The following is a 13,238-nucleotide window of genomic DNA, read 5'->3' as shown; positions in this document are numbered from 1 at the left end:
TGGCGGAAGGGCCCGCGGGGGTGTGAACTGGAGCGGTCCGGAGCGGCCCCGGCAGGAGGAGGACCCCGTGAGCCCCGCGCCCCCGTTCCGCGTCCGCCGCGTCTACGACGCGGCGGACCCCGCCGACGGCGTTCGGGTCCTGGTGGACCGGCTGTGGCCGCGCGGCCTGTCCAAGGAGCGCGCGGCGGTGGACGAGTGGCTGAAGGACGTCACCCCGTCCGGTGAGCTGCGTTCCCGCTACCACCGCACCGGGGACCACGAGGAGTTCGCCGAGCGGTACCGCGCCGAGCTCGCCGGACCCGGGCCGGCGGCCGCGGCCCGGCATCTGCGCGACCTCGCCCGCACCTCCACCGTCACCCTGGTCACCTCCGTGAAGGACGTCGAACACAGCCACGTCCCCGTCCTCGTCGAGCACCTGCGGACGCTGCGGGCATGACGAAAGGCCCCCGCCAACTGCGGGGGCCTTTCGTCATGGGGGAGGGGGGGAGCGTCGTCAGCCCGGCACGGGCTCCTCCGACTCCCGGCGGCTGTCGGACCACGCGGCCCACAGCGTGGCGTAGCGCCCGCCGGCGGCCACCAGGTCGTCGTGGGTGCCGGTCTCGACGACCCGGCCGCCGTCCAGGACGACGATCCGGTCCGCGGTGGCGGCCTGGGTCAGCCGGTGGGCCACCACCAGGCCCGTCCGGCCCTCCAGGGCCCGGGCCGCGGCACTCTCCAGGGTGCGGGCGCCGGCGCTGCCGGCGTCGGCGGTGGCCTCGTCCAGGATGGCCACCGGCGGGTCGGCGAGGACGAGGCGGGCCAGGGCCAGGTGCTGGGCCTGGGTCACCGTCAGCCGGTGGCCGCCCTCGCCCACCACCGTGGCGAGCCCGTCGGGCAGTTCGTCCACCCAGGGCAGGGCGTCCACCTTCTCCAGCGCCGCCCGCAGCTCCTCGTCGGTGGCCTCCGGCCGGGCCAGGCGCAGGTCGTCGGCCAGCGGCCCGGCGAACACGTGGACCTCCTGGCTGATCAGCGTCACCGTCCGGCGGATGCCGGCCGGGCCCAGTGCCCCGGTGTCGACGCCGCCGAGCGCGACCGACCCGCCGGACGGCCGGTGGATGCCGGCGATCAGCTTGGCCAGGGTCGTCTTGCCCGCGCCGCTGGCACCGACCAGCGCCACCCGCTCCCCGCTGCGGACCTCCAGGTCCACCTCCCGCAGCACGGGGCGGCCGGGCACGTAGGCGTGGCCGAGCGAGGCCACCGTGACCGAGCCGTCGGCGGGCACGCCGGGCCGGGCCGGCTCCTGCTCGCCGGGCAGGCTGGACACCCCGACGAGGCGGGCCAGGCTGGCCCCGGCGGACTGCGCGTCGTCGATCAGGACGAGCGCGGCGTTGAGCGGGTTGAACAGACTGTGGAAGTACAGGGCCGCGGCGGTCGCCGTGCCGATGCTCACCGAGCCGTTGTCGACCAGGAAGAAGCCGGTGACCAGGACCGAGCCCAGCCCCAGGAACTCGGCGACGTTCAGCCGGGAGAAGAAGCCCGTCACCAGCCGGTTGCCGCGCAGCGCCAGGTCGACGGCCGACTGCGACCGCCGCCCGACCAGCTCCACGTGCCGCTCGCCCAGCCGGAAGGCGCGCACGGTCCGCACCCCGCCGACGCTGTCCAGCAGCTGGTGCTGCAGCGCCCCCGTCGCCACGCGGTGCGCGGCGTAGACGGGGATGGCGCGGCTCATGTACCAGCGCACGGTGAAGTAGTGCACGGGCGCGGCCACCAGGACGACGAGCGCGAACCGCCAGTCCAGGACGGCCAGCCCGACCAGCGTCAGCACGATCGTGAACGCGGAACGGCTGAACTCCGGCAGCGCCTGGCGCACCGTCTTCGCTATCAGCGCCACGTCGCCGGTGACCCGGGACGTCAGGTCGCCGGAGCCGGCCTGCTCGACGCGTTCGAGGGGCAGGCGCAGCGCCCGCTCGATGAACTGCTCGCGCAGGCTCGCCAGGACCGTCTCGCCGAGCCGGGCGACGAGGGAGCTGCCGACCGCGGTGGCGGCGCCCCGCCCCACGGCGACCGCCACCAGCAGGACCATCGGCACCGTCAGCGCGTCCGCGCCCCGCCGCTCGACCACCTGGTCGACGATGTGGCCGAGCAGCGGCGCGGTCAGCAGGCCGATGCCCGTGCCCACCAGCAGCACCGTCACGGCCGCCACGGCCAGGGCCCGGTGGCGCCGCAGCAGGGGACCGAGGACGGCGAGGGTCTGGGCGCCGGTGGCCGTCGGCAGGAGCTCACGTTCCGCTGTGCCGGCCGCGCTCATCGCCGGCCCCCTCTCGTTGCGTGCCTCGTCGGTCATGGCGTTCGGTGTCCCGTCGGTGGTGGTCACGTGAGCACCACCGAGCGGTACGCCGCGTGGGCGGCGGCGAGGTCGGGGTGCCGGCCCTCGGCGGTCACGGTGCCGCCGTCCAGCACCACCACGCGGTCGGTGACGGCCAGCAGCGCGGGGCTGGTGGTGACGAGGATCGTGGTGCGGCCGGCGCGGACGTCCCGCAGCCGGGAGGCGATCTTGGACTCGGTGACCGTGTCCACCGCCGTGGTCGGGTCGTGGACGACCAGGACCGGCGCGTCGGCGGCGAGGGCGCGGGCGAGCGCGACCCGCTGGCGCTGGCCGCCGGACAGCGACCGGCCGCGCTCACTGAGGACGGTCTCCAGCCCCTCGGGGAGGGTGCGGGCGACGTCGTCGGCGGCCGCGGCCTCCAGCGCCGGGCCGGCTCCGGCCGCGTCACCGTCCCGGCCGGCCAGGACGTTGTCGAGCACACTGCCCTCGAAGAGGTCCGCGTCGTGATGGGCGACGAGGATCGCACCGCGGACGGCCGCGGGGTCGAGCTCGGCCAGGTCCACGCCGTCGAGCTCGATCGAGCCCTCCTCGGGCGCGGCTTCGCGCGCCAGACAGACCAGCAGGTCGGCCGCGGCCGCCTGGTCCCTGGCGACGACGCCGACGAGGCTCCCGGACGCGATGTCGAGGTCGAGCCCGCGCAGCGCGCCGTGCCGCACGCCGCGCAGCCGCAGCGCCCCGGCGACCGGGGCGGCCGGCGCGGCCGTTCCCGTCGGCACGGCGGCGGGGGCGGCGAGCACCGAGGCGATCCGCTCCGCCGACGCCCGGCCCTGGGCGAACTCGCCGTTGACGTAGGTGAGCAGCTGGAACGGGCCCAGCAGGAACTGCGCGAGGCCCACGGCCGCCACCAGCTCGCCGACGCTGATGTCACCGTTCATCGCCAGGTGCGCGCCGACCAGCCCGATGAGGGCGATGAAGATGCCGGTCAGGGCGAGGATGGCGCCGTCGTGCCACGCCCGGCTCCCGGCGGCGCGCAGCGCCGCCCCCAGGGAGTCCTGGCTGGTGCGCCGGTACCGCGCCACCGCCGCCGACTCCGCGCCGAACCCCTTGAGCACACGCAGGCCCGCGACCAGGTCGGTGGCGATGCCGGACGCCTGCGCGGCGTGCTCCTGCTCGACCCCGCTGCGCCGCTCCAGCGGCCGGCTGATGCGGTGTCCGAGCCAGAGGAGGGGAGGGATGCCGAGCAGGACGAGCAGCCCGAGCGGCACGGACATCCGCAGCAGGACCACGGCGCTGACGGCCAGGCCGGCGAGCGCCGCCACGCCGTAGGGCAGCACGGTCGCGACGCCGCCGACGCGCTTGGCGTCGCTCGTCGCGATGGTGGCCAGGACGCCGGGGAGCCGGTCGGCGTCCGCGCCGCCGCGGGGGTCGAGCACCCGGGTGCCGAGCTCCAGCCGCAGCCGGTGCGCGGCCTGCTCACCGGCCCGCTCGCCCATCCGCGCCCCGACGCGGTAGCACGTGGACAGGACGAGGAAGAGCCCGGCGAGCACCACCAGCCAGCGCACGAGGGCCCCGGAGTCGCCGGTGGCCACCGCCCGGTCGATCACTATGCCTATGACGACGGGAACCATCGCCTCGCACCCCTGGTGCGCCGTGCCGAGCAGCGATGCCCCGGCCACATGGCGACGCTGGCCCCCGATCGCCCTCCGGAGGACATCGCCCCCCGTCGGTCCTCCCTCGAGCATGCGGTACCTCCATCGAACAGCAATAAGTTAGGTAAGGCTACTCTAACTATCACTCGGGTCGCGCTGGTCCGTGCCGACTCCTTTCGCCCCCGGTGTGACAGCGGGGGGCCAACACGCTTGCTGCCCACCCCTGATGAATGAGCGTCACCCTCCGAGGGGGCGTGCGAAGGTGCGTCGGGGGCGTGCGCGCACCGGGCCCGGGGAGCGTTGACCTGGCCTGACATGTTCGGTTAGCCTCACCTAAGTCACTGCCCTCGTGTGAGGGGGCGACGCGCCGCCAAGGGGAGGTCCCTGTTGTCAGTCGAGGCCCCAGGGAAACCCGAGGCCCCCGTCGGCGGCTCAGCGGCCCCGCCGGTGCGCCGCTCCTCACCGGCCGCGTGGCGCGGCCTGGGTCTGCTCGCCGCGATCGCCGCGCTGACCGTCCTCGCCCTGGCCAGTGTGTGGGTGGGCACCCGGGACATCCCCTTCACCGCGACGTGGAGCCTGCTGTGGCACCACGACGGCTCGGACGCCGCCGTCATCATCCACGACTACCGCATCCCCCGCACCCTGCTCGGCCTCCTCGTGGGCACGGCCCTCGGCCTGTCCGGGGCGCTGATGCAGGCGCTGACCCGCAACCCGCTCGCCGACCCCGGCCTGCTGGGCGTGAGCCTGGGCGCCTCCACCGGCGTCGTCGTCGCCATCGCCTTCTGCGGCGTGGGCACGGCCCTGGGCTACGTGTGGTTCGCCTTCCTCGGCGCCGCGCTCGCCTCCGTCGCCGTCTACCTCCTCGGCTCCGCAGGGCGCAGACTCGCCACCCCGGACCGGCTGATCATCGCCGGAGCGGCCCTGACGGCGGTGCTCTACGCGTTCAACTCGGCGGTCCTGCTGCTCGATCCGCGGGCGTTCGACGAGTTCCGGTTCTGGACGGTCGGCTCGCTCGCGGGCCGGAAGTACGACGTGGTCTACGTGATCCTGCCGTTCGTCGCGGTGGGCGCGGGGATCGCCCTGGCCCTGTCCCGGTCGCTGAACGCGCTGGCCATGGGCGACCAGGTCGGGCGGGCCCTCGGCGTCCGGATCGGCCGCACCCGGATCCTCGGCACCGTCGCCGTGATGCTGCTGTGCGGCGCCGCCACCGCCGCCGCCGGCCCCATCGGCTTCATCGGCCTCGCCGTGCCGCACATCGCGCGGTTCGTGGTCGGCCCCGACCAGCGGTGGGTGATGGCGTACTCCACCCTGCTCGCGCCGATCCTGCTGATCGGCGCGGACGTCCTGGGCCGGGTGCTCGGATCCCCCGGCGAGATCCAGGTCGGCATCGTCACCGCCTTCCTCGGCGGACCCCTGTTCCTGATGCTGTGCCGCCGCCGAAAGCTGGTCATGCTGTGAGCCCCCTCCAGGACGCGCCCCCGCGGACCGCGGCCCCCCGCACCGCCGGAGTGCACCGGGCCCCGGTGGTCGGCGGCCTGGTCCTGCGCGCCCGGGGCGGGCGGCTGTCCCTGCGGATCGAGGTCCGCCCCGTCGCCGTGTCCCTGGCCCTGGTGCTCGCCCTGGTCCTCATCACCGGCCTCACGCTCACCACCGGCGACTTCCAGCTGTCGGTGGGGGAAGCCTTCGAGGCACTGATCGGACAGGGCTCGGGCAGCGCCGACTTCATCGTCAACACCCTGCGCCTGCCCCGGCTGCTGACCGCGCTGTTCGTCGGCGCGTCCCTCGCGGTCAGCGGTGCGGTCCTGCAGAGCCTCACGCGCAACGCCCTCGGCAGCCCCGACATCATCGGCTTCACCAACGGCTCGGCCACCGGAGCGCTCGTCGTCATCATCGTGCTGCACGGCAGCATGACCCAGATCGCGCTCGGGGCGCTGATCGGGGGCCTGGCCACCGCCCTGGTGGTCTACCTGCTCGCGTTCACCCGCGGCCCGCAGGGGTTCCGGCTCGTCGTCATGGGCATCGGCGTCAGCGCCATCCTGCTGGCCGCCAACTCCTACCTGATCACCCGGGCGAGCCTGCAGGACGCCCTGGCCGCCCAGACCTGGCTCGTCGGCAGCCTCAACAGCCGCACCTGGGACCAGGCGACCACCGTCGGCATCGCGCTCGCGATCCTGCTCCCGGTCGCCGTCCGCTTCGCCCGCAGGCTGTCGATGCTGGAGATGGGCGACGACACCGCCCGGGCCCTAGGCGTCGACGCCGGGCGCAGCCGGCTGGTCCTGCTGGTGGTGAGCGTCGGCCTGGCCGCGGTCGCCACCGCCGCCACCGGCCCCATCTGGTTCATCGCGCTGGCGGCGCCGCAGCTCTCGCGGCGGCTGACCCGCTCCGCCGGCCCCGGCCTGGTCACCGCCGCCCTCATGGGCGCCGCCCTGCTGGCCGTGAGCGACTTCGCGGTGCAGCGCATCTTCTCACCGGCCCTCCTGCCCGTCGGCACCGCGACCGGCACCATCGGCGGGCTCTACCTCATCTGGCTGCTGGTCACGGAGTCGCGAAAGAGCCGCGCATGACACAGAAGCACCACCTGGAAACCCGGCTGCGGGCCGAGGGCCTGACGCTCTCCTACGACCGGCGGACCGTGGCCACCGGCCTCGACGTCGCCATCCCCGACCGCTCGTTCACGGTGATCGTCGGCCCGAACGCCTGCGGCAAGTCGACCCTCCTCAAGGCCCTGGCGAGAATGCTCAGGCCCCGCGCCGGCGAGGTCCTCCTCGACGGCGCCGCCCTCTCCTCCTACCGCTCGCGCGAGGTGGCCCGCAGGCTGGGCCTGCTCCCGCAGTCCTCGACGGCCCCCGACGGGATCACGGTGGGGGACCTGGTCGCCCGGGGGCGCTACCCGCACCAGCGGTTCCTGCGGCAGTGGTCCGCCGAGGACGAGGACGCCGTGACGGAGTCGATGACGCTCACCGGCGTCCTCGAACTGGCCGACCGGCCCGTCGAGGACCTCTCCGGCGGCCAGCGGCAGCGCGTCCGGCTCGCCATGGTCCTGGCCCAGCAGACCTCGATCCTGCTGCTGGACGAGCCCACCACCTACCTCGACATCGCCCACCAGTTCGACGTGCTGGACCTCTGCGCCGATCTGCACGAGCACCGGGGGAGCACGGTCGTCGCGGTCCTGCACGACCTCAACCAGGCGTGCCGCTACGCCACCCACCTGGTGGTGATGAGAGCGGGCGGCGAGATCGCCGCCGAAGGCGACCCGGCGGTGGTGATGACCGCCGAACTGGTCGAGGACGTCTTCGGCCTGCCCTGCCGCATCATCGACGACCCGGAGAGCGGCAGCCCGCTGGTGGTGCCCACCGTCCGCCGCGCGGGCACCCGGGCCGGGGCCGCCGCCTCCTGACGGGCCGGCGCCGGCCGGGCGTCAGTCCGTGTCCGCCCGCGGGCTCGTGGCCCCGGCGGCCGCCGCCCGCCGGCTGCGCAGCAGTTCCAGCGCCAGGGGCAGCAGGGACAGCACCACGATGAGCCCGACGATCGGCAGGAGGTAGCGGTCCACGTCCGGGACCACCGAGCCCAGCGCGTACCCGGCGAGGATCAGCCCCGCCGTCCACACCAGACCGCCGGTCGTCTGCCACACGGCGAAGGTGCGCGGCGGCACCCCCAGGGCGCCGGCGAGCGGATTGAGGACCGTGCGGACCACCGGCACGAAGCGCGCCAGCACGATCGCCCGGGCGTGGCCGTACCGGTCGAGCAACTCCTCGGCCCGGGCCGCCCCTTCGTGCAGGCGCTTGTTGCGGGACCGGGTCAGCAGCGCCCGGCCGCCCCGGCGGCCGAGCACGTACCCGCACTGCGCGCCCACCAGCGCCCCGGTGACGGCGGCGGCCAGCACCTGCGTCAGATCCAGGTGCGGCCCGGAGTGCGCGCCCGACCGCGACAGCAGGCCCGCGGTGAACAGCAGGGAGTCGCCGGGCAGGAAGAAGCCGATCAACAGGCCGGTCTCGGCGAACAGCACCACGGCGATGCCGAGCGCGCCGAAGGCCGCCAGCAGCGAGGAGGCGTCGAGGACATTGACCGCCAGGGCGGCGGTGGGCTGTGCGAGCACGTGCGCGAGATCTCCCGTGATCGAGGGCGGGGCATGGGCCGTCATCCTCCCCCGGGGCCCTGGCGAGTGCGCCGAGCGCCGCGCCGCGTTGCCGCCTACGGCGAGTCTGTCGTTGCCGCCTGCGGCGGCGAGCGCCCTGCGGGCGCGTCCTCAAGCTCCCCCAGCTAACGCTGGGAGGTGCCCCCAGACGGGCTGGTTGGGGCTGAGCTCAGCCCCAACCAGCCCGTCCGGCGATTGAGGACACCGCCGCGCAGCGGTGGTGCACCCACCAGATTTGCCGGAAAGGCTAAGGCCGCAGGCCACTCGCCCGGGCGATCCCGTCGACCTCGGACCGGTCGCGCTCGGACCGGTCGCGCTCGGCGTCCGCGTCCGGGCCGGTGCCGACGACGAGGCGCATGCCGTGCGGGCCGAGGAAGCCGGCGAGCTTCGTGAGCACCTGGCCGAACTCCGGGGTGAACAGTTCCTTCTCCCGCGGGCTGAAGGGGAGGTCGACACCGGACCCGCGGTGCACGATCGCTTCGTTGAGGCCCTTGAGGATGCGGAGCAGGAGGGCGTACGACTCCGGGTCGAGGGTCGTGTGGAGCTCGGCCATGCAGCGCGCGAACTGCTTGGTGCGCTCCAAGAAGTTCTGGTCGTTCATGCGGCCATCGTCGCGAAGACCCTCCGCCGTGTGCGGAGCTTTCGGGATGTTCGTCTCGTCGGTGATGTGAAGAATGGATTCAGCTTATGGTTCCACCCCGTTGATTCACCGGTCCGGGGGAACGCCGGGCGGGCGGGCGTTGACCGCGCCGCCTCCCGCGCTCGCACCGGCAGCGCCCCCGGGGGGCGCGCGGAGCGGCGGTCGGAGGCTCGTTCGTGGGTACGCGGGTTCCCCTCCTCGAAGGAAGAACCGGGGTGTAATTTCCTGGCCTCCGGGAAGCCCCGGCAAGGGAAATGTTCAACCTTCCCCGACCTATCAACAAGGAGAATGCTTTGCTAAAGTGTCTGCCGAGTATCCTGCCGAACGCAGTCCGGGGGTCGGGAAAATGGGCCACAAAAGCATATGATCAACGGCTCGCTCCCACCGGCGGATCCCGTCGTTCCGAGGTGCGGGACGGTGAGCTGACGAGGCGTGTGCGGCACTGACCCGGCCTCGTGATCAGGCAAAAGTTCATGGTTATTGCCCCGCAGGTCACCCTCGCGACGGGCATCGCCGGCGCGTCGGCCGACCGGCGCCGGTCGGCCCGCCATGGTTCTCCCCGCTCGGGCAGCCGAATACAGGGGCATTCATGAGCGTTCTTCGGGCGGTCCGCGAGTTTCCTCTCGCATTGCGGTTGCTATTCATCAATCAGTTTGGAATCGATATTGGCTACTGTGTTCTGATTCCCTTTCTGGCGACATATCTGGAACATAATCTGGGAATGTCGGCGGCCCTGGTCGGGCTGGTGCTCGGCATCCGGAACCTCAGCCAGCAGGGCCTGTTCGTCCTCGGCGGCACCATGGCCGACCGGCTGGGCCCCCGGCGGGTGATCCTCACCGGCTGCGCGCTGCGGACCGTGGGGTTCGCGCTCTTCTCCCTCGGGCACTCCCTGCCCCTGCTGCTGGCGGCCTCCGTGTTCAGCAGCCTGGCGGGAGCGCTCTTCTACCCCGCCGTGCGCGCCTACGTCACCCAGGAGACGGGCGAGCGCCGGGCGGAGGCGTTCGCCCTGCTCAACGTGTTCGCGACCAGCGGATGGCTGATCGGCCTGATACTGGGCGGCCTGGTGTGCCTGGGCGACTACCAGGTCTGGGCCCTCGCGGTGACCTGCGTCTTCGCCCTCCTGACGGTCGCCCAGGCGTACGCGCTCCCGGCGCGGGAGGTGGCGGTCGCCCGCGAAACCGTCCTGGGGGACTGGCGCGAGGTCCTGGCGAACCGGCGGTTCCTGTGGTTCTCCCTCGCCACCACCGGCATGGTCGTCATGGAGAACCAGCTCTTCGTCCTGCTCCCCGAGGGAGCCCGCAGGGCCGCCGGCCGCGAGGCGGGCGCGGGCCTGCTGCTGGCGTCCGGGGCGGTCGTCCACCTGCTGTTCCAGCTGCGCATCACCCAGGGCCTGGGCCGACGCGGCGGCAGCGCCCGGTGGCTGGGGACCGGGATCGCGGTGATAGGGCTCGGCTTCGTGCCGCCCCTGCTCGTCTGCGGGGCGGCCCCGCCGGCCGGCGGGGCCGAGGCGGTCTCCCGGCTCATCGTCATGGTCACCGGCGCGCTGCTGCTCTACCTCGGCGGCATGGTCGCCTACCCCTCCGCCATGGAGCTCATCCCGGGGTTCGGCCGCGAGCGGCTCGCGGGCACCTACTTCGGGCTGTTCTACATGCTCACCGGCACCACGGCGGTGGCCGGCAACGCCCTCGTCGGCTGGGCCATGGACATCGGCGCCCGGACCGGCCGCACCTGGCTGCCCTGGCTGTGCTGCCTGCTCTTCGGCCTGGGCTCGTCGCTCGCCGTGGCCCTGCTCTACCGGGCCCGGGCGCTGCCCGCCCGGCCCGCCCCGGCGGGAGCGCCCGCCCCGGGCCCGGCCCGGCTGCCCGGACAGGCCCACGCCCCCGACGACGCGACGGACCGCCCGCCCCGCTGACCACCTGTTCGGCTGAGCAGCCCGGCACCGCCGCGGCGGTGCCGGCGTGGAAGGGGCCGGACGGGGCAGAGGCCCTGACGCCACGGCCGCGCGCGGCACGCCTTGCGCGGCCGGGCGGAGCGCTGCAAGGTCGAGGCATCGAGCAGGAGGAGGACACCCGTGCCCATCGCAACGGTGAACCCCGCGAACGGCGAGACGCTCAGGACGTTCGACGAGCTGGGAGCCGAGGGGATCGAGCGGCGCCTCGCCACCGCGACCGCGGCGTTCCGCACCTACCGCACCACCGACCTCCCCGAACGGGCCCGGCTGATGGCCCGCGCCGCGGACCTCCTGGAGCAGGACGAGGACGCCGTCGCCCGCACCATGACCACCGAGATGGGCAAGCCGCTCGCCGCCGCCCGCGCCGAGGCGGCCAAGTGCGTGAAGGCGATGCGCTGGTACGCCGGGCACGCCGAGATCCTGCTCGCCGACGAGCACCCCTCCGAGACGGAGGTGAAGGACTCCGGAGCCTCCCGCGCCCGCGTCCACTACCGCCCCCTGGGCGTGGTCCTGGCCGTGATGCCGTGGAACTTCCCGCTCTGGCAGGTCGTCCGCTTCGCCGCCCCCGCCCTCATGGCCGGCAACACGGGGCTGCTCAAGCACGCCTCGAACGTGCCGCAGACCGCCCTGTACCTGGAGGACCTCTTCCGCCGCGCGGGCTACCCCGACGGGTGCTTCCAGACCCTGCTCGTGGGCTCGGGCGCCGTCGAGGCGATCCTCCGTGACCCCCGGGTCGCCGCCGCCACGCTCACCGGCAGTGAGCCCGCGGGCCGCTCGGTCGCCGCCGTCGCCGGTGAGGAGATCAAGAAGACGGTCCTGGAGCTGGGCGGCAGCGACCCCTACGTCGTGATGCCCTCCGCCGACATCGACCGGGCCGCGCGGACCGCGGTGACCGCGCGGGTGCAGAACAACGGCCAGTCCTGCATCGCCGCCAAGCGGTTCATCGTGCACACCGACGTCTACGACGCGTTCGCCGAGCGTTTCACGGCCGGGATGGCCGCGCTGACCGTCGGCGACCCGATGGCCGACACCACCGACGTCGGCCCGCTGGCCAGTGAACAGGGCCGCGCCGACCTGGAGGAGCTCGTCGACGACGCCGTGCGGCGCGGGGCGACGGCCCTGTGCGGCGGACAGCGGCCGGCCGACCTGCCGCGGGGCTGGTTCTACACGCCGACGGTCCTCGCCGGCATCACCCCCGACATGCGCATCCACCACGAGGAGGCGTTCGGCCCGGTGGCCACGCTGTACCGGGCGGACAGCCTGGACGAGGCCGTGGCGCTCGCCAACGACACGCCGTTCGGTCTCAGTTCGAACGTATGGACCCGGGACGCGGCGGAGCAGGAGCGGTTCGTGCGGGACATCGAGGCGGGCGGCGTCTTCTTCAACGGCATGACCGCCTCCCACCCCGCGCTGCCCTTCGGCGGGGTCAAGCGCTCGGGCTACGGCCGGGAGCTCTCCGGCCACGGCATCCGCGAGTTCTGCAACGTCACCACGGTGTGGCACGGGGCGGAGCCGGAGGACGGCGCGTAACACCCGCCGGGCGGGCACGTGTCCGCGCCCGCCCGGGGCCGGCCCCGGGCGGGCGCTCGTCGCGTGGTGGCTACGGCCGGCCGGCGGTCACCCGCCGCACTGGCACGGGCCGCCGGACTGGCACCCGCAGCTGCAGCCCGGGCCGCAGCTGCAGTCCGCGCGGCAGTCGGGAGCGGGCTCGCGAGAGGTCATTTCCGGCTCCTCCTTCGGTAGGTGTTCCTCCCTTGAGGGAACACCCGTGCGGTCTGCCCGGCAAGGGGGTGCGGAGGCCAACTTGGTGCCCAGCGCGGCCTGTTGTGGGTGCGCGGGGGCCGTCCGGTGTCCGGTTCTCCCTCTTGGAGGAAGTGTGAAGGCCGTGGAGAATCCACCACCGTTACGCCATGCGTCTCGTGTCACATGAGTGAAGGAGAAAGCCATGCGTTCGGTGAAGACGGCCCTGGCCCTTGGTGCGGCGGTGCTCGCGGCGGCGGCAGGTGCCGTGAGCCCCGCAGGGGCGGCCTCGCCCGCTCCCGCCGCCCAGGGCAAGGCCTTGACGTGGACCCTGCTCGCCGACGGTCCGAGCGGCACGGTCCAGGTCGGCGGCGGCCCCCTCAGCAACCCGTATCAGGGCGACACGTCGACGAGCACGGCCCTGCCCCTGCTGTGCCTGAGGGTCGACGGAAGCCCCGCGCCGGCCGGGATCACCCCCGGCTTCTACGCGGGCTGGGCGCGGGGCGCGGTCGCGGCCACCAACCCGGTGCGCGGGACCCACCTGACCAGCCGGGCGGTCGCGGACGGCGTCTGCGCGAACACCTTCGGGGCGGGCTGGCGCATGGCGGAGTTCCACGACGGCAGATACGGCGCCAACCTGGAGAACTCGGGCGGCTGGAGCTACTGGGCCTACGGGGACGTGCCCGCCGGCACCCGCTTCTGGACGGCCATCAACGACCAGCCGGCCAACCCCTGGAACTGACCCCCGGCCCCTCCCTCCCCGCCGGCCCCCGCACGGAATGCGGCCTGGTCCAGACCTATTGACGGCCGACCGGGCC

11 protein-coding genes are annotated in these 13,238 nt (G+C 73.9%); 7 read left to right on the top strand and 4 right to left on the bottom strand.

Annotation, left to right across the window (positions count from 1 at the left end; genetic code table 11):
- Positions 1-67: 67 nt before the first annotated feature.
- Positions 68-436: a DUF488 family protein gene (locus ABZ951_RS01950; protein ID WP_344087477.1), complete on the top strand. Its 369-nt coding sequence runs from the start codon at positions 68-70 to the stop codon at positions 434-436.
- Positions 437-493: 57 nt separating this feature from the next.
- Here ABZ951_RS01950 and ABZ951_RS01945 read toward each other — a convergent pair whose 3' ends face one another.
- On the bottom strand, positions 494-2,287 hold the full coding sequence (locus ABZ951_RS01945; RefSeq protein WP_344087661.1) for an ABC transporter ATP-binding protein: 1,794 nt from the start codon (positions 2,285-2,287) through the stop codon (positions 494-496).
- Between the two features lie 62 nt (positions 2,288-2,349).
- The gene (locus ABZ951_RS01940; RefSeq protein ID WP_361278518.1) at positions 2,350-4,047 is read right to left on the bottom strand and encodes an ABC transporter ATP-binding protein; all 1,698 of its coding nucleotides are present in this window, start codon (positions 4,045-4,047) and stop codon (positions 2,350-2,352) included.
- Between the two features lie 294 nt (positions 4,048-4,341).
- On the opposite strand from ABZ951_RS01940, the gene ABZ951_RS01935 reads away from it, so the two are divergent.
- The 3 genes from ABZ951_RS01935 to ABZ951_RS01925 are packed head-to-tail and all read left to right on the top strand — an operon-like array spanning position 4,342 to position 7,351.
- The gene (locus ABZ951_RS01935) at positions 4,342-5,412 is read left to right on the top strand and encodes an iron chelate uptake ABC transporter family permease subunit (RefSeq protein ID WP_344087471.1); all 1,071 of its coding nucleotides are present in this window, start codon (positions 4,342-4,344) and stop codon (positions 5,410-5,412) included.
- Positions 5,409-6,518, top strand: a complete 1,110-nt coding sequence (locus tag ABZ951_RS01930) for an iron chelate uptake ABC transporter family permease subunit (protein ID WP_344087468.1) — start codon at positions 5,409-5,411, stop codon at positions 6,516-6,518. The genes ABZ951_RS01935 and ABZ951_RS01930 overlap by 4 nt, the downstream gene beginning before the upstream one ends.
- The gene (locus ABZ951_RS01925; protein ID WP_344087465.1) at positions 6,515-7,351 is read left to right on the top strand and encodes an ABC transporter ATP-binding protein; all 837 of its coding nucleotides are present in this window, start codon (positions 6,515-6,517) and stop codon (positions 7,349-7,351) included. Before ABZ951_RS01930 ends, ABZ951_RS01925 begins: the two co-directional genes overlap by 4 nt.
- A gap of 21 nt (positions 7,352-7,372) precedes the next feature.
- Here the strand turns inward: ABZ951_RS01925 and ABZ951_RS01920 are convergent, their stop codons facing one another.
- Positions 7,373-8,050: a DedA family protein gene (locus ABZ951_RS01920; RefSeq protein WP_344087462.1), complete on the bottom strand. Its 678-nt coding sequence runs from the start codon at positions 8,048-8,050 to the stop codon at positions 7,373-7,375.
- A 286-nt stretch (positions 8,051-8,336) separates the two neighbouring features.
- Positions 8,337-8,690: a hypothetical protein gene (locus ABZ951_RS01915; protein ID WP_344087460.1), complete on the bottom strand. Its 354-nt coding sequence runs from the start codon at positions 8,688-8,690 to the stop codon at positions 8,337-8,339.
- Between the two features lie 628 nt (positions 8,691-9,318).
- Here ABZ951_RS01915 and ABZ951_RS01910 point away from each other — a divergent pair.
- The 3 genes from ABZ951_RS01910 to ABZ951_RS01900 all read left to right on the top strand — a co-directional run bounded on the left by ABZ951_RS01910 (position 9,319) and on the right by ABZ951_RS01900 (position 13,162).
- Positions 9,319-10,641: an MFS transporter gene (locus ABZ951_RS01910; RefSeq protein ID WP_344087457.1), complete on the top strand. Its 1,323-nt coding sequence runs from the start codon at positions 9,319-9,321 to the stop codon at positions 10,639-10,641.
- A 159-nt stretch (positions 10,642-10,800) separates the two neighbouring features.
- Positions 10,801-12,210 carry an NADP-dependent succinic semialdehyde dehydrogenase gene (locus ABZ951_RS01905; protein ID WP_344087454.1) on the top strand — a complete coding sequence of 470 codons (1,410 nt, stop codon included), beginning with the start codon at positions 10,801-10,803 and terminating at the stop codon, positions 12,208-12,210.
- Between the two features lie 415 nt (positions 12,211-12,625).
- On the top strand, positions 12,626-13,162 hold the full coding sequence (locus ABZ951_RS01900) for a hypothetical protein (RefSeq protein WP_344087451.1): 537 nt from the start codon (positions 12,626-12,628) through the stop codon (positions 13,160-13,162).
- The last annotated feature ends 76 nt before the right edge of the window (positions 13,163-13,238 follow it).

Source organism: Streptomyces sp. NPDC046215 (assembly GCF_040646215.1).
Taxonomy (GTDB): Bacteria; Actinomycetota; Actinomycetes; order Streptomycetales; family Streptomycetaceae; genus Streptomyces; species Streptomyces stramineus.
This window is presented reverse-complemented; position numbering and strand designations above follow the sequence as displayed.